We start from the raw sequence: 19,079 nt of genomic DNA on the forward strand, positions 1-19,079 counted from the left end.
CCCCAACCCCGACCGACCAGCCACAGAAGACACCGCCACACCCCCACCCCACATGACACCCACACCACCACCCGGCAAACACTCCCCCACCACCAACACCACAGGCAGCACACACGACACAGGCACCACGGGCCGCGCGGGCGATACAGGCACTGCGGGCGGCGCGGGCGATACAGACAGCACCCACACCACGCACGCGCGGACAGCACAGACGACATGAGCAGCGCAACCAGCACAGGCAGAACAACGGGCAGAACGGATACTCCAGGCAGTACCAGCACTACAGGCAGAAGGGACACCGACGGGCAGCACAGCCAGCACGGGTACCGCGGGCAGCACGGGCGCTGAAGGCAGAACAGCCAGCGCAACCAGCACAGCCAGCACGAGCAGTACGGGTACTGCAGCCAGCACGAGCAGTACAGACAGCACACAGCGGAACCGGCCACACGAACGGCCACACGGCACGCGCCCCACACCAGCACAGACAGCGCAAACAACACCGACAATCACGAACGGCACAAGCAAAACAGGCCGCACAAGCAACACAGGCCGCACAGGCCGCACAGGCCGCACAAACAACACGGACAGCGAACCCCGCGCGGACGCTACACGCACACGGGCGGCGCCCGGACCGGCAGCACACACCGACCCCAACCAGGCCACACCACACCCAAACCCGCCACCACACCCACCCCCCGCTCCCCCTACCGGAAGAGGCAAACCAGCCCCCTTACCGCCACCCGATTCAAAACGATCCCCCACCCCCTGTCAATAGAAAACCGCGTAGCTGGTTTCCACCACCACCCCACCACCCCTCCAGCGCACCACTAAGAAGCAGACCGAGGCGCCGTGCGGATGAGCGGGAGCCACGCGGGCAACCCTATGGGCCCATACGGGCAGATGAGGAGGCCATACGGGCAGAGAAGGGAGATGGAAGACAGCACATAACCCCTAAAACGGGAGCTACGGCGCGAAACAAATACCGACTGAGCCAGCAAGACAGCCAAGCGCGTAGCCAAGACAAAACCGCTGACGCGGTTTACTGACATTGTGGATAGCAAGCCAGAGTGGCCGAGCCCCGCCGCTGCTAGGTGCCGTCCCTCTGCGAGAGTTCACCGGAGCAAGTCGCTTGACCGTTGTGCAGGGCGGTCGTTGTGGCGGGCGGGGGCGTGTGCCTGAAGTAGAGCTGGCGGTGGTACAGCGGCTCTTCGCCGCCCTACACTCCCGAGCCGATGCCAAGCTCACCCAACTACGACATCAATCGCCTCAAAAGGCATCATGCCGTGGCCGCGAGATGTGACCAGCTTGCGGTCCGCTACGGCGAGGCAACCCTCCTCGGCCCGGCTTCAACGAGTGACTGTCACCGGCACGTTGGGGGAGCCGTCCCGGCCCTGCCAAGTAGTGACGCAGACTTCGTTGCCCTCCAGGTCGGCCAGAACCCAGAAGGCAGGGGCACGGCTCGCGGACACGAGCCGGCCCTCCGCTGCCAGCGCGGCTTCGACCCGGCGGCGTGCCTCGTCATGCGGAACACTGATGTCGATGTGGATGCGATTCCGCTGCGGACGCGCGCGGTCCATCTGCTGGAACCAGATGGCCGGGCCCTGCCTGACCGGGTCGACGAGCGGATCCTCCGGACCCTCGGCTCCAGCCTCATCGGCGTAGCCCAGCACCGCCTTCCAGAACGGTCGAATCCCGGCGATGTCCAGGGCATCGATTGCGATCTCCAGAATCTGGACGGACCGTGGTGCCCGCGTTCCGATTCCCGGCTCCGGCAGAAGCCCGGACTTTTCAGCGGTGGCAGAGACCCGGCGCGCGAGTTCGATGTCCCGAGCAGTAACCGCCGCGTGGTCCAAGGACTGAAGAGTGAAGACGGCCAGATCAGGGCGGACATCGACCTGGAGATGACGATCGGCATCGTCGCCACACACTCCGACAGCGTCCGCTGCCAAACTGATCGCTTGAGCCAACGACCCGACCGGAACCGACGTTCGCAAGGCGCCCAACAGGTAGCGCCACCCGCAATCCCGAACCGCGTCCGACGCTTCCTGCCGACTCAGAATCTGCTCCATGACCGCATCCTCGCAGCCCCACCGTCAACCCCGCCTGCCAGTCCTTCCGCTACACACCCGGGCTCACCCCTCGCAGTCGCCCCCCCCCTGACACTAAGGAACGGCCCTTGCTGATGGCCGGTCGCCACTAGCGACCGGCCATCAGCGGTTCGGCGCTAGAAGGTGCGCGGGGTGAACCAGGTCGCCTGGCTGCCCGGGTGGGTGAGATCGAACGTTGTGCCGGACAACCGGCGGTCAAACCCCAGGGAGCCGGTGTAGCGGCCCCTCAGCCCGTTCGACCAGCCGATGGTGAACGAGATGTTGGGCCCATCCACCGAACCGTTCTCGATGGTGCCGACGACGTTGGAGTAGGAGGCGGTTCCGAAGAGCCGTCCGTTGTCGTCCTGCGTCACATTGAGCGTCGTCGTCGTGGAGTTGCTCTGCACGAGCTGCCACGTGCCGCCGGCGTAGAACCCCGGCGCGGCGGTGAGGGACGCTTGATGCTCCGGGGCCACGGTGGTGGCACCGGCGGCCGGCGCCAGGGCCAGACCGCCGATGCCCAGGAGGAGGGCGAGGCCGGTTGCGGCGAGCTTGGTGCGCATGGGAGTTCCCTTCGATGGTGTTCGGTCACAGTCCCCGCACTGAGCGGCACTGAGCGGACCCAGTGGTTCCCACCGTTGGCGTTCATCCCGGTAGCCCGGTACCCGATGAGGACATCCCCGATAGTGAACCGGTGGTGAAGCTCTGGATATCCCAGGATTTGGGGGGTTGAAATCCGCTACCTTCGAGGCATGGCCGCGAGGTCGGATCTGATCTGCCGTACCGTCCTGGAACGCGCGGCCGAGGCCGTGAGCGTGACTGATCTGGGCAGAGAGGTCTCATACCAGCTGGCCCGGATCATTCCGCACGACGGGTACCTGCTGGTGGGCCTCGACCCCGCCAGCGGAGCCGGCTGCTTCCACACGGGCCGACGCGGCTACCGCCTCGGCACCGCACATCGACTGCGGACCGACACGACTCTCGACGCCCATCCATATCCGTTCGCCGGCCTGGCCGCCGGACCGTCCCCTGTCGACGTCCTCAACGCAGACCATCCGGACTTCCGGCACAGCGCGCGAGTGCATGACGTCATGGTCGGGGCGGGCATCATCAGCGAGATGCGCGTAGCACTGGTGGCTTCGGGTGTGCCACTGGGGATGCTGATTCTGCTGCGGGAGCAGGGCAACCGGCCGTTCTCGGCCGCCGAGTCGGTGCACGCCGCCCGTCTTGCGACGCCACTGGCAGTCGCGCTGCAGCAATTCGTGAGCAGCAAGGGTCTGCGGCCGGCCAGCCGGAAACTTCTTCCACCTGGCGTCATGGTGATCTGCGCCGACGACAGGATCAAGTCGATGACCCCGTCCGGGCAGGACTGGTTGCTCGAGTTGGGGCTCTCTCGCACGGCTCCGAAAACCGACGACGACCCTGCTTTCGTGGGGACCCAGCTGAACATGACGCATCTCGCCCGGCCGGCTGCCGGGCCGGCCGTCTCCCGCATCCCCACGCCTCAAGGGTGGATCGTGCTGCACGCCCAAGGTCTCGGTGGAGCGAGCAAGGGGGATGTGGCCATCACCATCCAGTGCGCTTCGGCCCCTCTGCTCCTGCCTGCGGTCTCTGCCTGGTACGGGATCACGCCAAGGGAGAAGGCGGTCATCGAGCAGGCACTCGAAGGCCTGCCGGTCAAGCACATCGCCCGTCGCCTCGGCCTGTCCCCCCACACCGCCAACGATCACTTCAAGGCCATTTACCGCAAGACGGGCGTCAGTAGCCGTGAAGAGCTCATCGCCGGTCTGTCTTGAGCAGCAGGCTTCTGGGCAGCAGGTTTCAGGGACCGTCCTGAGTACGCCGCGGTACGACGGTGTCTGACCGTCGTCCGATCACCCGCGCAGACGGAGCACCACACGCGTCGAAGCACCACTCGCGCTGGAGTCCCCCCCCTCGCGTCCGCAAACTCGTTCTCAGTAGCCCTCACGGGCCTCCATGCGACAAGATGAGCGAGGAAGCTTTCCGGTAACGCCACGCTGGTGTTGGCGACGACAAGGCGACGGGCGTAGACGGGGGTCGAGCCATGCTCAGTGGCGGCAAAGCGTGGGCGTCCTTGACGAACTACGCGCGGGTGCTGCCGACCATCGCAGGCGGCCCCACTGTGCAGCTGCAACAGGTGGCCGCGCCCCTCCGGCAGCCAGCTGACGCGGCCCTGCTGTGCGCGACCTTCGGGAGATCTTCGCTGACCACCGCGCGGACACCGCGCCGCCTGCGGGCTGAGACGGAAAGCTACGGACATGGATCAAGAGACCGAGGCCCGGCTAGTGATCCGCCATGTCCCGGCGGCCCGGTCCGTGGTGCTCATATGCCTGTCCGGAGAGCTGGACCTCGACACCACCGCCGTACTGCGCGAAGCGATCGTGCAGGTCGCCTCGCGCCCCCGCGGTGGCCGCCGGCTGATGCTGGACCTTTCCGCCCTCACCCACTGCGACAACGCAGGCCTGTTCACCCTGCTCGGCATCTGCCAAGCGCTCGACGCGGTCGGCATCACGGTCGCCATCGCCTGGACCGGAACCGTCGCCGACACGGCCATCGAACGAGCCGGACTACGGGGACGGTTGCCCCTGCGCGCATTCTGACCAGCACTGAGATGCAGCCTTCCGCGACTGCGTGAGCTTGGCCTGGCTTGGCTTGGTGATTTTCGGTGACGGCATGGTTTAGGGCGGTCACCGAGCCTTGACGGAGTAACTGAGATCCGTCGCGGTGAGCGAGAAAGGCCGCAAACGCAACCACATCGTGCCTCGTTCACCCGGATCATCGTGCAGGTAGCGCACGAAACGCGCGTCCCACAGAGCCTCGTCCGCTCCCAAGTAGCGGGCGAGCTTGCGCCGCCCTCTCGGTACGTCGAAGGCCACAAGCTCGGCCCGGCCGCGAGCGATCACCTGCCATACACGCCCGGTCGCGGGATCGCACTCGTCCACCACGAGGGCGACGTTCGGGTCTTCCTTCACGCGGTCGAACAGCCGGGTCCAACGGCCTGTCAGGGTCCAGAAGACTCCCTCTTCCCAGAGGAACCAGACGGGGCGCACCGTTGGTCCGCTCGTCGCGATGCGCGCGGTGAGGGGCTGCTGCAGGAAGGCGTCCACATCGAACCCAGGAGATTTCACGTCTCCAATTCTCCGGCGCCGCTGACCGCTTGACCACCCACCTGCGACCTACGACCAAAGCCGCAGGGACGCCGCAGAGACCATGACGTCGTGTCATCCTGTGGCGCCCAGAGACGTTTCTTCGTCGGCGTCCGCGATCCGCTCGTGTTCCGCTCGGGCGGCTTCCAGCAGGCGGCGCCAGGACGTGACCAGGGGGCGCCGCCGCAGGAGGGCCCGCCGTTCCCGTTCGGTCATGCCGCCCCAGATTCCGTGCTCGATGCGGTCGTCCAGGGCGTAGGCGAGGCACTCGGTGCGCACCGGGCAGCCGGTGCAGATGGCTTTGGCCCTGTTCTGGGCCGCGCCTTCGGCGAACAGGTCGTCCGGATCAGCGGTTCGGCAGACCGCTCGCGCACTCCAGGTCTTCTGATCATCCCCGACCACTCCGCAGCCGTCCTCTCCCGTTCCGGCCCGCCGCTCTCCCCTGGGCAGGCGCAGGTCGGAAACGGTACGGCAAGCGCGCGGGGCATGGGGCGTCGTCATACCGGGGCAATCCCTACGGGTGAAGGGGACTTGACGAACGCATACGGTGCCTGCTGGGCCGGAGCCGCGGCAGTGGGGTGGACCGTTGCCGCCGACGGTGTCCAGGCCTCGGAAACCGGACACCGTTCGAGTGCGTCCTGAGGCTCGATAGGCTGGTCACAGTGCTGCACCGGCATCCGCACGGGCACAGGGCGGACACGGGGCGCGGACATGGGGAACGGACATGGGGGACGGCGTGAGCCAAGTGCTCTATACGGAACGGTCGTGGAATCCGCTGGCGCGGACCGTTGAACTGACGGAGGAAGACCTGCGTCGTGGCGGCAAGATCACGCCGCTGAGTGAGCTGAACCTGCCCGCCATGGCCGAGGCGTTTCAGCGCGGGCACTGGCTCGGCGGCGGCGGTTCCGAGCGTCCGCTGGACCGGCTGGCCGTCGGCAGCGGCATCGTTCCGGTCACGCGCGTCACCGGCACCACCCTCCCCGTGAAGGTGCGCCGGGCGGCCGAATTCGCGCGGCAATTCGGAGAATTGGCGATGCGACGCTGCGGCGGGCCCGCGGAGCTGAACGCCCTGGCCGAACAGGCACGGGCGGAGGGCGTACCGCTGTGGATGGCCCGGCGGTACGCCCATGGGCCCGCCGGGCAGGTGAGCGTGGCGGTGGACCGCCGACTGGTGCGCGTGGATGTGTGGGGACCGGGTGCTCCGCCCGTACGGATACGGGCGCCGCACGGCTTCCTGAGCAGCACCGCTGACCAGGCGCACGGGCTGCGGATGACCGTCGGGGACGTACCGGCCGTTCTCGCTCTCAAGAAGAAGCTGCGCAAATCCAAGAGCTATGTACAGGCGCGGTCGCCGCAGGGCGTCTGGGAGCTGCGGCGGGCGGACCACGCGAGTTCCTGGCTGCTGCGTGACGAGCGGCGGGTCGCCCTGATACAGCGACCGCCGCGCCGCCCGGAACTCGATCCCGGCACGGTGCTGCTGCCCCTGGCGCCCGTGCGCTACGAGAGCCCGGACCCCCTGGACGCCGTCATGGTCCACGCCTTCGCTGCCGCCTTCGGCCTTGGCGACACCACGGGAACGGCCCGCTTCCGGTTCCAGCGCCCGAACGCCGACGCCGGCGAACCGGTCGCGACCGACGACACCTGGGACCGCCCTTGGTTCAGCAATTTGGGCAGCGGCAGCGACGACAACGAACCGGGCGGCTCGGACGGCTGGGGCTCCGACAGCGGAGACGGGGGCGACGGCGGAGACGGAGGAGACGGAGGAGACGGAGGTGGGGACGGTGGCGGGGACTGAAGGGCGCGGCACGGGCAGCTGTCGCGCCACACTGCTGCGGGTGGCGGGCGCCGGCGTCGCCGCATCGCACCAGCGCGGGAGGGCACGGATGGGGCGCTCGGACCAGTACTACACGCTGTTGCAGCGGGGGACTGACGCACCGGGCACGCAGGACTGGGCCGGACCGGGCCTTGTCATCGACGAGGGAAGGAGCCGGGTGCGCAGGCAAGAGGGAAGTCGTCCGGATTCGGCCGACCTGACGGTTGTCGGCTGTGGGTGGATTCTGATCGTCGCGGTGGTGACCCTCCCAGGGCTCCTCGCGAACGACCGTCCGCTCACGACGTATATGGGCGTTCTCGGCATGGTGATCGGGTCTCTCTGGGCCAGGGGCAGGCTGCGACGCGATGCTCTGTGTCGCCGGTAGGCGAACCACCCGTACCAACGCCGTTACGCCCGGCCCTCGCTCGGAACCTGCGAATGCGCGGACACCGTGATCCACGGCCGCCACAATGACCACCTGGGGCGTCGTCGCCACGCCGGCTACACGTCCGGGACGCGGCATGCGCACATGCGGAGAGGGAATGACATGAGTAAGGGCCACCACTCGTCGGACGTATCGGGCAGGCTGAATACCGGGGTCGCGCACAACGCGCGGGTGTGGAACTACTGGGTCGGCGGCAAGGACAACTACGAGGTCGACCAGCACGTCGGTGAACAGGTCGCCACGATGTTCCCGGTGATCCGAGACGTGGCCCGCGCGGACCGCGGTTTCCTCGGCCGTGCGGTCCGGTTCCTGAGCGCCGACTGCGGAGTGCGGCAATTCCTGGACATCGGGACCGGGTTGCCGACCCTGGACAACACTCACGAGATCGCCCAGCGGGTCGCGCCCGAGTCCCGGATCGTCTATGTCGACAACGACCCCATCGTGCTCGTCCACGCCCGCAGCCTGCTGGTCGGCACGGCGCAGGGGGCCACCGATTACATCGACGCCGATGTTCACGACCCGGACAGCGTCATCAAGGGTGCTTCAGCAACCCTTGATTTCGAGCGGCCTGTCGCGGTCATGATGCTGGGCATCCTCAACTTCATCCTCGACACGGAACAAGCGCTGGACATCGTGCGCCGGATCATGGCCGCGGTGCCCTCCGGCAGCTATCTCGCCGTGACGCACCCGACCACGGACACCGACCTCGGTGGTGAAGGCAACGTCGAGGCGATGAAGTTCTGGAACGAAAACGCCACGCCGCCGATCACCGCCCGAAGCCGCGCAGAGATCAGCGCGTTCTTCGAAGGACTGAACCTTCTCGCTCCCGGCCTTGTCTCGTGTTCGCAATGGCGCGCTGACGCGAACTCGGTGGCCGTACTCCCCCAGTTCGGCGCGGTGGCCGTGAAGCCGTGACTCCGGTTGGACGAGCGGACGGCCACCGCGAGCGGGCGGGCCACCTGGGCACCACGCTCCAGGCGTACACGGCGTACACGGCGCCGCGGCCGGCCGGGCACCGCCCGAAGCATTCCGCTTGAAGTTCCAAGGAGCGGCTCCCCCTCGGAGCCGGGGCGCGGACCGGTCACGTGCAGGGTGCCGGCACAGTCCTTCACATGATCCACTCGTCACCTGTAGCCACCTGGCCAAACGGTCGGTAGTTACGACAGGATATGTTTGCGAGCGACAGGCAACTGGCTTTTTCTGTTAGCCAGTTGGCCGAAAATGTGCGCTGCCGAAAGTCTGTTGTGATCGAGGGGAAACCAGGAAGTGCTGATGAGTACGGTGAGACAGGCCGGGTCCTCGACGTGGGCTCGACGCGCCCACTGGCTCGGCCCGGCCGTCGCGTCTCCCCTCCGGTCGGCCTTCCGTTTCACGTGTCAACCGGCGTCGTCTCCCGCGTAGTCGGAGGCTTCTCCGGCTCGGCGATCCCTTTCGGGTCGACCGTTTCCGCTCCGTCCCGGTGCGCCGGGTCCCGACAGCTCTAGGACACTCGTGAACGGCCCGTACTCCGAGTCGCCGCCGGGCTGTGGGCTCGCTCCGGTCGTGCACCGTGGCCGATTGTGTGCGGTGGGTTCCGTTTCGGGCAGGGTGGCCTTGCGGCCGCGGCCGGTCCTCTCGTTCCTACCGCCGTCGCTCCGTATCGACCCGTCGGCGGCGCCTGGATCCCTTGCCTCTTTTGACGCTGACGCCCCTTTGACCCCGACATCTGTAGAGGACGTGATGACAGACCTGATGCAGGCCACCACCGTGGTGCCCTCGGTTCTGGCCCTGGCCGCCGGTGGTGCGGCCTGGCGGTTCTGGGACCAGTGCCGGGGCGAGCGCCGTACGAGCGACCACCTCCGTGGACAGGTCGAGGAGGTCGCCGGGCGGCAGCGTGCCACCGAGGAGGTGCTGGCGCAGCTCGCCGACCATGTGATTCCGCGGCTGGGGGCCGAGGCGGAGCGTCTGGGCACCGGCCACGGTGTCGACATCGAGCTTCCCGAGGCGCTGGTCAACACGGCTCTTGCCCAGCGGCTGACGGGTCTTGCCGACTCTGCGGCCCATACGGTGCGCAAGGTGCAGTACGACGCGCAGACCAGCACGAGCGGTCAGATCGACGAGGTCCGCAAGAGCGCGCAGGACGAGGTGGCCCGCGCGCGGGAGAGCGCCGAGGCCGCCAGCCGGGCAGCGGTGCGGGCCGTCTCCTCCGCGATGGTGGGCATGGCGTCGAAGCTGAGTCAGCGCGTCAGCCACGGTGTGCGGCGGCACGAGGGCGATGAGGCGTACGAGACGTTGGTGGGCATCGACCACCCCACGCAACAGATGCTGCTCGTCGCCCAGAACTATGTCGTCCTGTCCGGCGGCAAGTTGTCGCGGCGCTGGCCGGCCACCCCGCTGACCGATGTGGTGCGGGCGGCGATGGGCAGCATCGAGGAGTACGAGCGGGTCGAGCACCAGGAGCTCGGCGTCACCGTGACCAGCCGGGCGGTCGGGCCCATCGTGCACGCGCTGGCAGTGCTGCTGGACAACGCGGTCCGCTACTCCCCCTCCTCCGCGCGGGTGCACGTGGCCTTCCAGGAGGGGCACCACGGCGTCTCTGTCATCGTGGACGACGCCGGCCTGCGCATGAACGAGGAGCAGCTGACGTGGGCCAGGCGGATTCTGACCGGGGTTCAGCGCGACGACATCAATCAGCTGGGTGCCCATCCGCAGACCGGCCTGCGGGCCGCGGCGGCTCTCGCCGGTGACTACGGGTTCCGTATCGACCTGGAGGCACCGAACCCGTTCGGGGGGACGCGTGTGTACATGTTCATCCCCAAGAGCCTGTTGACCGCTGCCGCCCCTCCCCCGCCCGCCGTCCCGCAGCCGCAGGCCGAACCGGTCGCCGCCAGGCGCACCACCGCCAGTGGACTGACCGTGCGGTCGCGGACGACTGCTCCCGCGAGCGGGCGGGCAGCATCCTCCGGCGGCCAGGCGGCGCCGGGCCGCCCCTCCATCGCCGCTGCCTGGGCGAAGGGGACGCGCAGCGCACGCACCGAAGATTCGACCACCACGCACGAAGGAGCCTGACCGTGACCACCGGCAACGAACTTGGCTGGCTGCTGGACCGAGCACTGGGGTCCCTCGACGGCGTCAGGCACGCGGTGCTGATGAGCTCCGACGGTCTGTTGCACTCCCGGACGTCCGGGATCGGCCAGGACGACGCGGAGAAGTTCGCCGCGATCACCGCGGCCGTCCGCGCCGCCGCGCTCGCGTACGACGAGGAGACCGGCGGCGGTGGGACCCGACAGGCGCTGATCGAGCTGACCAACCACGTGGGCCTGATCACCCAGGCCGGGGGCAACACCATGCTGTCGGTGCAGACGACCGGTCCGGACGCCGACATCGGCCTGATCACCCATCACATGCTGGAGCTGGCGCAGCGTGTCGGCCACGAGATGAAGGTCGCCGCGCGGCAGCCTTCCGGCGAAGGCCTGCCGACGACGTGAGCGGGCCGCGGCGGGACCCGGATCTGGTCAGGCCCTACGTCCGTACCGACGGACGGGTCCGCGCCGACCCGGATGTGCGCCTGGAGACCGTGTTGCTCGCCGCGAGCGGCTCAAGTGAGGGCCTGGGCGCGGACGCCCGGCGAGTCATGGGCCTGTTCACCCACGCCGGCGGCGGGGGTTTGGCGGTCGCGGACATCGCGGCCGCCCTGGAGTTCCCTCCTTCCACGGTCCGCATCCTCGTCTCCTCCCTCATCGACGAGGGCCTGTTGACCCGGCCGGTCGCCGCCGGTGACGACCAACCCCAAACCGATCTGCTCCAGGAGGTACTGCGTGGTCTCCGCGCCCTCGTCTGACGGCCTCATCTACGTGCCTCCCGGCGTGACCCGGTCCGCGAAGATCGTGATCTCGGGGAGTTTCGGCGTCGGCAAGACGACGTTCGTGGGCAGCGCCTCCCAGATCCCGCCGCTGCGGATGGAGGAGCGGATCACTCAGGCCAGCGCCGGGGTGGACGACCTGGCGCGCACCCCGCGCAAGACGACCACGACCGTCGGCCTGGACTTCGGGCGCCTGCACCTGAGCGACGCCCTCGTGCTGTACCTGTTCGGCACCCCGGGTCAGGGCCGGTTCCGCCCGATGTGGGCGGGGTTGACCGAGGGTGCGCTCGGCGCCCTGGTCCTGGTCGACACCCGCAACCTGGAAGCGTCCTTCGAGATCCTCGCGCTGCACGAGGAGCAGGGCACGCCGTACGCCGTGGCGGTCAATCTGTTCGACGAGGCGCCGCGCTACGACCTGGCCGAGATCCGCCAGGCCCTCGACCTGGACGCGCGCACGCCGCTGACGACGTGCGACGCGCGGGACGGCAGTTCCAGCGTGCTGGCCCTGATCACTCTCTGCGAGTACCTGTCCGAATTGCACGCACCCGTTTTGGAGCCCCGCCCGTGACCAGCCTGACCTCGACCGACGCGGCCCTGGAGCGCCGGATCGCCTTGCACGGCGCCGAGTTCGCAGCCGACCCGCATGCGGCGTACGCCCGGATGCGGGACGAATTCGGCCCGTTCGTCCCGGTCGACCTCATCCCGGGAGTGCCGGCGACTCTCGTCATCGGCTACGCGCAGGCCCGGCGCATCCTGAATGACCCCTTGCGGTTCCCGGCCGATCCGCGCGTGTGGGAACAGTCCGTTCCCGAGACCTGCCCGGTCCGCCCGATGATGGAGCACCGTCCCAACGCGCTGCGCTCCTCCGGTCCCGCGCACACCCGCTACCGGTCGGCGAACAGCTCCGCCATCCACGCCGTCGACCAGCACGAGCTGCGTACCGTGGTCGAGCAGGTGGCCGACGCCACCATCGCCGAGTTCCGGGACTGCGAGGGCGCCGATCTGCTGAGCCAGTACGCCTGGCCCATCGCCTTCCGCGTCCTCAGCGCCCTGCTCGGCTGCCCGGACGAGATGGGGCGCCGGATCGCCGACGGCATGGCGAAGATCTTCGAGGGGGTGGACGCCGCGAGCGGCAACCAGATTCTCTCCGAAGCCGTCGCCGACCTGGTGGCCCTGCGTCGGCGCCGACCCGGTGACGACATCACCTCCCGGCTCGTGGCACACGAAGCGGGCCTGGACGACGTGGAGATGGCCCACCAGCTCGTCACGCTCTACGGCGCCGGCATCGAACCCCTGACCAACCTCATCGCCAACACGGTCCTGCGGATCCTCATCGACGACCAGTTCTCCGGGGACCTGCACGCCGGTGGCTCCTCGGTCCGTGAGGCCCTCGACACGGTCCTGTACACCGACCCGCCGTTGGCGAACTACTGCATCAGTTACCCGCCGCACCCGGTCGACGTCGACGGCTTCCTGCTGCCGGCGCACCAGCCGGTCGTCATCTCGATGGCCGCCTGCAACAACGATCCCGCCCTCGGGGACCAGCGCATCGCCAGCAACCGCGCCCATTTGTCCTGGAGCACGGGCCCGCACGCCTGCCCCGCGCGCCCGCACGCCTATCTCATCGCCGAGACGGCCATCACGCATCTGCTCGACGCGCTGCCGGAGATCGACCTCGCCGTCCCGCCCGAGAAGCTGACCTGGCGTCCCGGCCCCTTCCACCGGGCACTGAGCGCCCTGCCCGTCCTGTTCCCCGCCGCCGCATCCGTCTGAAGGGACTCGCACCATGGCCACGCCCACGAAGCCGATCATCCTCGACCCCACCGGCGCCCACCCCCACGACGAGCACCGCCTGCTGCGGGAGCACGGCCAGGCGGTCCGCGTCGACATCCTCGGCGTGCACGCCTGGTCCGTCACCGATCCCACTCTCCTCAAGGAGCTGCTGACCAGCCCGAGCGTCTCCAAGGACGCCCGCGCGCACTGGCCGGAGTTCCAGGAGACGGTGCAGCGGTGGCCGCTCGCCCTGTGGATCGCGGTGGAGAACATGTTCACCGCCTACGGGGCGGACCACCGGCGCCTTCGACGCCTCGTCGCGCCCGCCTTCAGCCACCGCCGTGTCACCGCGCTGCGGGAGAACATAGACAACGTCGTCACCGGCATTCTCGACGACCTCGACGCTCTTGCGCCCGGCGAGATCGTCGACCTGCGCGAGCGCCTCGCCTACCCGCTGCCGATAGCGGTCATCTGCGGGCTCATGGGCGTGCCGGAGAGCCAGCAGGACGCCTTCCGGCACGTCGTCGACGGCGTCTTCGACACCACCCTGACCGCCGAGGAGTCCGAGGCCAACACCAAGGCGCTGTACGAGGCCCTACGCCTGCTCATCGCCGCCAAACGCGCCGAGCCCGGCGACGACATGACGTCTCTCCTGATCACCTCGCGCGACGAGGACGAGGAGGGCGGGCTCTCGGAGGACGAGCTGCGCGACACCCTGCTGCTGATGATCAGTGCCGGGTACGAGACGACCGTCAACGTCATCGACCAGGCAATCACGCAGCTGCTCGCCCACCCCGATCAGCTCGCGCTCCTGCGGGCGGGCAAGGTCGACTGGGGCGACGCCGTCGAGGAGACCCTGCGCCTCGAACCGGCGGTCAAGCACCTGCCGTTGCGGTACGCGGTGAGCGACATCGAACTGCCCGACGGCCAGCGGATCGCCCGGGGCGAGGCGATCCTCGCGTCCTACGCCGCGGCCAACCGCCACCCCGACTGGCACGGTGAGAGCGCCGACGACTTCGACATCACCCGCACGGTCAAGGAGCACCTGGCGTTCGGCCACGGCGTCCACTTCTGCCTCGGAGCCCCGCTCGCCCGGCTCGAAGTCATCACGGCCCTGCGCCTGCTCTTCGACCGGTTCCCGCAGCTCGAACTCGCCGTACCCGCCGCCGACCTGAAGCCGCTCGGCTCCCTAATCAGCAACGGCCACCAGACCCTGCCCGTCCGGCTCCGGCCCGCCACCGTCTGACCGGAGCGCGGAACACCGGCCGTCACCGTGCGGTGACGGCCGGCTGGCCACCGCACGGAACTGTGGTCAGTGGGCGAGGGAGACGGCGAAGGGCCTGCAGCCGTGTCGGCGCAGGATGTGGGGTACGACCAGGACCATGGCCTCGGTGGCGCGGGCCGTGGTGATGTCGCCGAGGTCCAACGCTCCCTGACATCCGCCACCGCCCCGTCGGCACGGACCGGCTGGTCGTCGCCGTCCGACCCGGCCATCCGCTCACCGAACGCCCGCTGAGCCGAGAGCTACGCAGCCGCCGAGCTTCTCACCGTTTCGCGGCGCGGCCGTCTGCGCGACCCGGTCGACGACGCCCTGGCCACACGCGGCCTCGAACGACGCGTCGCCGCCGCCGGGCCCACCGCCGCCTTCGCACTGCAACTCGCCCGCGAGACCTACCTGGTCGTCCCCCTCTCCGACCGGTCACGCGCGCGACCCGGGAACAACTCGGCCTGGCCACGCTGCCGCCCCCGCTGCCGCTGCCCGGCGTTCCCCTGTACCTGCGGCACCAGCGCTACGACGACGACCGCGCCCACACCTGGCTGCGAGACCTGACCACCGAAACCGTCCAGACGCTGTTCACGCCACCGACCGCCGCCCCGTAAGTCGCGAGCACAGCAAAGTGCGCACCACCGCCGGACGATGCACCGCACCGGATTTCGTGAGCACTGTTTCCGTCGAAAACCCACGCATCCGCGAGTCCTGAGCAATGAGCCCTTTCCAACCTCAGGTTGAGGCGTGACGGAGGGCGGGGACGGTCTTCACGATGGCAGTGACTCGGTTCGTGCTACAGCGGAGTTTCCGCGGGAGGCGCCAGCCCTCCAGGGCGGCCATGGCTTGGCCGCCGAGGCAACGGATTCCGGCCTGGCTGCTGTTGTGCCGACGTCGCCGCAGCTTGAGATGCCGACCGCGGACCAGCGCCCGGGTGTGGTGCCGTCGGCCCCTCGATACACCTTGTCCGTCCAGCACTTCACCTCTGCGTCACGGGGGGTGTAGTCACCGGCAGCACCCGTGTCGTGGCGAGCGCCCGGAGCGGTGGGTGAGGCCGCCAGCAGCCGACCTGCCGCATCGGCGATGGCCTGCCACGCCGGGCTCGTCGGGCATGGCGGTGCCGACACGGCTGAGAGCTACCGCGGAGCTGCGCAGCGACCGGTGAGCGGTTGGTGCCCGCCCGGTCTACCGGTTCGCGGCTTCGCGAGAGGCGATCCGGTTCGTGCGACCGACCGCGCGGCCCACCGCGTTGCGCACCTCAAGGCCCGGCCGGGTGCGGGGCACCATGAGCCTGGAGAGCAGGCCGACGCGTCGCTGCCGCGGGCCTACCTCACGGCGGAGCCGCGACTCGTAGGCGGTGAAGGCGCGGGCGTGATCACCGGGATGGGCGGCGAGCTCTTCTGCGAGGGCGTACGCGCCCGCCATCGCCATGCTGGACCCGTCGCCCAGCAGGGCTGTCGCCGCCGCCGCGTCCCCGAGCAGTACAATCCGTCCGCGGGACCACGAGGGCATCCGGAGGGTGGTCAGGGGGTCGAAGAACGGAGCCGGGTGGTCGAGGAACGCCGCCACGAGTTCCGGTGCCCGCCACCGCACGTCGGCGTAGGCTTCGGCCACGGTCTGCTTGTGAAGGGCGATGTTCTTGCGGTCGTGGGGCGCCGGCTGTGCGGCCCGGAAGGTGAAGATCGCAAGCGGGGTGGCCCGCGAGGGGTGGAGGACCAGCATCCGGTTCGGCACGGTCAGCATCGTCATCTCGGTCGGGTCCTCGACGGCGTCAGGTTCCAGCGGGACGGTCGCGCCGTACAGGCCCAGGTCGCTCGCGAACTGCCGCTCGGGGCCGAACACCAGGCGCCGTACGGTGGAGTGCATCCCGTCGGCACCGACTACCAAGTCGAAGCGCCGTGGCGCGGACCGCCGGAAGGTGACGTCCACCCCGCCTTCATCCTGGTCGAGAGCGGTGACCGTGTCGTCGAACAAGAACTCGGCTTCGGTCTGCGCCGACCGGTGGAGCACCTCGGACAGGTCGGCTCGGGTCACCTCGACCGTCGGCGCCTTGTCCGAGGTGAGCGGGAGTTGCAGGATTCGCCTGCCGTCGGGGTCGAGCAGGGTCAGCGACCGATTGCGAGTGGCGAGTTCGCGGAGCTGCGGGAGGATGCCCATGCGCTCGGCGACCGGGATCGCGGGCCCCTTCACGACGATCGCGCTGCCACCGGAGCGCAGCTGCCTGGCGTGTTCGACGACCGTCGGCCGGTAGCCGTTCCGGGAGAGCCAGTAGGCGAGTGCGGGCCCTGCGATTCCGGCACCGACTATCAGCACCTCGGGCTTCTTCATGACGATGACCTCTCGGAGTGTCGATGACCAGATCCCCGGCGAGTGCCGGCCCTGGGCTCAGGGGGCGGCGGCACGGGGCAGCACAACCGGACCAAGGTACGAAAATTTTCGTACCTCAGTTGAGCACGCCCTTCAGGTACGATGCAAGTCGTACTTGAAGGAGGTGTGGCGTGGCCGGGAGGAACCTGGACGGCCCGGAGGCCGATGCGCTCGATCTGGGTACGGTGTTTCGTGCCCTCGCCGACGAGCACCGTCGTTCGGTGATGACGGAGTTGGCCACCGACCGCAGTGACAGCGAGCGGGGTTGCAACTCGTTCGATCTTCCGATCTCGAAGCAGACCCAGACCCACCACTTCCGGGTCCTGCGCGAGGCAGGTCTCATTGACGAGATCGACTACGGCAACCGAAAGGGCGTCCGACTACGACGTGCGGACATCGAGAAGAGATTCCCCGGGCTGCTCACGCTCCTGGGCGCAGAGTCCCCGGGCGGTACTGCTCCTCGCTGAACGCAGCTGAGCACACCGGTAGGAGTCCGAGTCGGCCCTGAGCCGCAAGCTCGACCGGGTCCAGCTCGCGCCCGGCTCGCAGGTAGCCGAGCACGACGCGGACACGAATGGATCGGTGTCGCTTCGACCACCGTCCCGCGCTCGTGATCGGCGCCGAGCACTTCCGCGCGCTCCCTCACGCCAACACCCATCGAGATGTCCTCAACCTGCGTCTCGGAGCAGAGCCACTGGAGGTAAGGGCGGGGTCCGGGCGTAAAGAAGCTACTGGTAGACGGGTGCGTGTCGAGTACAAGCCATCCTGCCAGGAGCTTTCCGCATGCTTGTCTACCCAGCCGGGGTGGATCTGTCCACCTCCGCTCTGCGCTTCCTCGCCCGTGAGTTGACCGCACGTCGTCTTGCGCCAGGGACACGATGGCGCCGGCTGGCCGCCGGACGGCAGGCACTGCTCGTGCTGGCCCACCTGCGATGCGGCCATACCTACGCTCAGCTCGCCGCCGGGTTCGGCGTGGGCACCACCACCGCCTACCGGTACATCGCTGAGGCCGTCGACATGCTGGCCGCTCTGGCTCCAACCCTCGCCGAGGCGGTGAGGACAGCCTCCGGCAAGGCGTTCGTGATCCTGGACGGCACGCTGCTGCCAATCGACCGGATCGCCGCCGACCGACCCTTCTACTCCGGGAAACACAAGAAGCACGGCATGAACGTGCAGGTGATCGCCGACCCGGCAGGAGCTCCCTGTTGCGGGCCCTCGAAGGACGGCCGTCCAACGTGGTCCTGCCGGTGGCGGGCCATGCGCCGCGGCGTCCGGCGGAGCACCCCTTCCCCATGAGGCAGAATGTCTGCTTCATGGGGTAATCGTGTTGGGGGTTCTGTGCTGCTCGTCGATCTGTCCACGGTGGCGCCACGCGAGCGGGCGGACGCGTTCCATCACGCGTTGACCGACTCGCTGGTGCCCAATGAAGTGGTTCACGAGGAGCCGGAGTCGGGCATCCACGCGCGCATGGAGCTGTGGCAGGTGGGCGGGCTCGGGCTCTTCTCCACCCGCAACTCGGGCTTCGAGGTGCGCCGCAACGACCGGCACGTGCGCCACCACCGCAGCCGGCCCGTGATCTCGGTGTCGCTCCAGTCCGAAGGCGTCCACCGGGCCGAGATCGCGGGCCGGCAGCAGGTCCTCGGACCGGACGACATCTGCGTGTTCCACGAGCTGTCGCCCCGGGTCTACGGCTGGTCGGGCGACGGCGCCTCCCAGTCCATGATGTTCGACGTGAACCGCCTGGACATACCGGTGGACGCCGTGGTGAAGGCCTCGCTGCAACTGCGCGCCAGCCCCATGTACGACCTGGTCCTGTCCCATCTGCGCGGGGTCTGGCGCGATCCCGGGCGGCTCGAGGGCGACCCCGGCGCAGGAGCCCTCGCCACGGCCACCACCGAGCTCGTCCGCGCGCTGCTCCTCTCCGCCGCGCACGCCGAGGAGTCCCCCGCCGTCCGCTCGGCGATGGATGAGACGCTGCTCACGCGGATTCTGGCGTACGCCCGCCGCCATCTCGCCGACCGTGACCTGACGCCGGAACACATCGCGCGCGAGCACGCCGTCTCGGTGCGCAAGCTCTACGCCCTGCTCAGCGACGCGGGCATCAGCCTGGAGCAGTGGCTCATCACCGAGCGCCTCGCCAAGGCGCGCGAGATGCTGGCCGCGCCCCGCTACGACCGGCTGACCGTCGCGGCGGTGGCCGCCCGGTGCGGGTTCACCAGCCCAAGTCACTTCAGCCGCCGGTTCCAGGCGGCGTACGGCACCTCCCCCAGCGAGTGGCGCCGACACCGCGACGTCGCGGGTCCCGGCGGCGGTTGAGGA

17 protein-coding genes and 2 pseudogenes are annotated in these 19,079 nt (G+C 69.0%); 14 read left to right on the top strand and 5 right to left on the bottom strand.

What is annotated here, in order from left to right:
- Nucleotides 1-1,346: 1,346 nt before the first annotated feature.
- Entirely contained in the window at nt 1,347-2,069 is a 723-nt protein-coding gene (locus AC07DI_RS35825; RefSeq protein WP_478908980.1) for a VOC family protein, read from the bottom strand.
- Nucleotides 2,070-2,224: 155 nt separating this feature from the next.
- Entirely contained in the window at nt 2,225-2,650 is a 426-nt protein-coding gene (locus tag AC07DI_RS35830) for a hypothetical protein (protein WP_384263628.1), read from the bottom strand.
- 189 nt (nt 2,651-2,839) lie between these two features.
- On the opposite strand from AC07DI_RS35830, the gene AC07DI_RS35835 reads away from it, so the two are divergent.
- Together AC07DI_RS35835 and AC07DI_RS35840 are read left to right on the top strand one after the other, a co-directional pair.
- On the top strand, nt 2,840-3,883 hold the full coding sequence (locus AC07DI_RS35835) for a helix-turn-helix transcriptional regulator (RefSeq protein WP_478908982.1): 1,044 nt from the start codon (nt 2,840-2,842) through the stop codon (nt 3,881-3,883).
- Nucleotides 3,884-4,366: 483 nt separating this feature from the next.
- Nucleotides 4,367-4,708, top strand: coding sequence for an STAS domain-containing protein (locus AC07DI_RS35840; protein ID WP_478908984.1), 342 nt, complete (start codon nt 4,367-4,369; stop codon nt 4,706-4,708).
- A gap of 87 nt (nt 4,709-4,795) precedes the next feature.
- Here AC07DI_RS35840 and AC07DI_RS35845 read toward each other — a convergent pair whose 3' ends face one another.
- Both AC07DI_RS35845 and AC07DI_RS35850 read right to left on the bottom strand, forming a co-directional pair.
- A complete protein-coding gene (locus AC07DI_RS35845; protein ID WP_478908986.1) occupies nt 4,796-5,215 on the bottom strand; it encodes a pyridoxamine 5'-phosphate oxidase family protein in 420 nt (139 codons plus the stop codon).
- 114 nt (nt 5,216-5,329) lie between these two features.
- Nucleotides 5,330-5,704, bottom strand: a complete 375-nt coding sequence (locus AC07DI_RS35850) for a WhiB family transcriptional regulator (protein ID WP_478909054.1) — start codon at nt 5,702-5,704, stop codon at nt 5,330-5,332.
- A gap of 274 nt (nt 5,705-5,978) precedes the next feature.
- On the opposite strand from AC07DI_RS35850, the gene AC07DI_RS35855 reads away from it, so the two are divergent.
- From AC07DI_RS35855 to AC07DI_RS35895, 9 genes and pseudogenes are all read left to right on the top strand, one after another.
- A complete protein-coding gene (locus AC07DI_RS35855; protein WP_478908988.1) occupies nt 5,979-7,049 on the top strand; it encodes a hypothetical protein in 1,071 nt (356 codons plus the stop codon).
- 565 nt (nt 7,050-7,614) lie between these two features.
- A complete protein-coding gene (locus AC07DI_RS35860) occupies nt 7,615-8,427 on the top strand; it encodes an SAM-dependent methyltransferase (protein WP_478908990.1) in 813 nt (270 codons plus the stop codon).
- A gap of 804 nt (nt 8,428-9,231) precedes the next feature.
- On the top strand, nt 9,232-10,560 hold the full coding sequence (locus tag AC07DI_RS35865; protein ID WP_478908992.1) for an ATP-binding protein: 1,329 nt from the start codon (nt 9,232-9,234) through the stop codon (nt 10,558-10,560).
- A 2-nt stretch (nt 10,561-10,562) separates the two neighbouring features.
- Entirely contained in the window at nt 10,563-10,979 is a 417-nt protein-coding gene (locus AC07DI_RS35870) for a roadblock/LC7 domain-containing protein (RefSeq protein WP_384263646.1), read from the top strand.
- Nucleotides 10,976-11,332 carry a DUF742 domain-containing protein gene (locus AC07DI_RS35875; protein ID WP_384263649.1) on the top strand — a complete coding sequence of 119 codons (357 nt, stop codon included), beginning with the start codon at nt 10,976-10,978 and terminating at the stop codon, nt 11,330-11,332. Before AC07DI_RS35870 ends, AC07DI_RS35875 begins: the two co-directional genes overlap by 4 nt.
- Entirely contained in the window at nt 11,310-11,921 is a 612-nt protein-coding gene (locus tag AC07DI_RS35880; RefSeq protein ID WP_384263651.1) for a GTP-binding protein, read from the top strand. Before AC07DI_RS35875 ends, AC07DI_RS35880 begins: the two co-directional genes overlap by 23 nt.
- Nucleotides 11,918-13,126, top strand: coding sequence for a cytochrome P450 (locus tag AC07DI_RS35885; protein WP_478908995.1), 1,209 nt, complete (start codon nt 11,918-11,920; stop codon nt 13,124-13,126). The genes AC07DI_RS35880 and AC07DI_RS35885 overlap by 4 nt, the downstream gene beginning before the upstream one ends.
- Before the next feature lie 13 nt (nt 13,127-13,139).
- A complete protein-coding gene (locus AC07DI_RS35890; RefSeq protein ID WP_478908996.1) occupies nt 13,140-14,372 on the top strand; it encodes a cytochrome P450 family protein in 1,233 nt (410 codons plus the stop codon).
- 176 nt (nt 14,373-14,548) lie between these two features.
- Nucleotides 14,549-15,007: pseudogene (locus AC07DI_RS35895) on the top strand (LysR substrate-binding domain-containing protein); the annotation flags it as partial.
- Nucleotides 15,008-15,578: 571 nt separating this feature from the next.
- Here AC07DI_RS35895 and AC07DI_RS35900 read toward each other — a convergent pair.
- Nucleotides 15,579-16,721, bottom strand: a complete 1,143-nt coding sequence (locus AC07DI_RS35900; RefSeq protein ID WP_478908998.1) for an FAD-dependent monooxygenase — start codon at nt 16,719-16,721, stop codon at nt 15,579-15,581.
- 170 nt (nt 16,722-16,891) lie between these two features.
- On the opposite strand from AC07DI_RS35900, the gene AC07DI_RS35905 reads away from it, so the two are divergent.
- From AC07DI_RS35905 to AC07DI_RS35915, 3 genes and pseudogenes are all read left to right on the top strand, one after another.
- On the top strand, nt 16,892-17,227 hold the full coding sequence (locus tag AC07DI_RS35905; RefSeq protein WP_478909000.1) for an ArsR/SmtB family transcription factor: 336 nt from the start codon (nt 16,892-16,894) through the stop codon (nt 17,225-17,227).
- Nucleotides 17,228-17,543: 316 nt separating this feature from the next.
- Nucleotides 17,544-17,957: pseudogene (locus AC07DI_RS35910) on the top strand (transposase family protein); the annotation flags it as partial.
- Nucleotides 17,958-18,098: 141 nt separating this feature from the next.
- Nucleotides 18,099-19,076: an AraC-like ligand-binding domain-containing protein gene (locus AC07DI_RS35915; protein ID WP_478909002.1), complete on the top strand. Its 978-nt coding sequence runs from the start codon at nt 18,099-18,101 to the stop codon at nt 19,074-19,076.
- The last annotated feature ends 3 nt before the right edge of the window (nt 19,077-19,079 follow it).

It is taken from the genome of Streptomyces sp. NPDC044106 (assembly GCF_056433985.1).

What these genes read in the sequence shown, in the direction of transcription:
- AC07DI_RS35835 (WP_478908982.1), top strand. Translation starts at nt 2,840, where the DNA reads ATGGCCGCGAGGTCGGATCTGATCTGCCGTACCGTCCTGGAACGCGCG.
- AC07DI_RS35840 (WP_478908984.1), top strand. Translation starts at nt 4,367, where the DNA reads ATGGATCAAGAGACCGAGGCCCGGCTAGTGATCCGCCATGTCCCGGCG.
- AC07DI_RS35865 (WP_478908992.1), top strand. Translation starts at nt 9,232, where the DNA reads ATGACAGACCTGATGCAGGCCACCACCGTGGTGCCCTCGGTTCTGGCC.
- AC07DI_RS35860 (WP_478908990.1), top strand. Translation starts at nt 7,615, where the DNA reads ATGAGTAAGGGCCACCACTCGTCGGACGTATCGGGCAGGCTGAATACC.
- AC07DI_RS35830 (WP_384263628.1), bottom strand. Translation starts at nt 2,650, where the DNA reads ATGCGCACCAAGCTCGCCGCAACCGGCCTCGCCCTCCTCCTGGGCATC.
- AC07DI_RS35855 (WP_478908988.1), top strand. Translation starts at nt 5,979, where the DNA reads ATGGGGGACGGCGTGAGCCAAGTGCTCTATACGGAACGGTCGTGGAAT.
- AC07DI_RS35825 (WP_478908980.1), bottom strand. Translation starts at nt 2,069, where the DNA reads ATGGAGCAGATTCTGAGTCGGCAGGAAGCGTCGGACGCGGTTCGGGAT.
- AC07DI_RS35890 (WP_478908996.1), top strand. Translation starts at nt 13,140, where the DNA reads ATGGCCACGCCCACGAAGCCGATCATCCTCGACCCCACCGGCGCCCAC.
- AC07DI_RS35900 (WP_478908998.1), bottom strand. Translation starts at nt 16,721, where the DNA reads ATGAAGAAGCCCGAGGTGCTGATAGTCGGTGCCGGAATCGCAGGGCCC.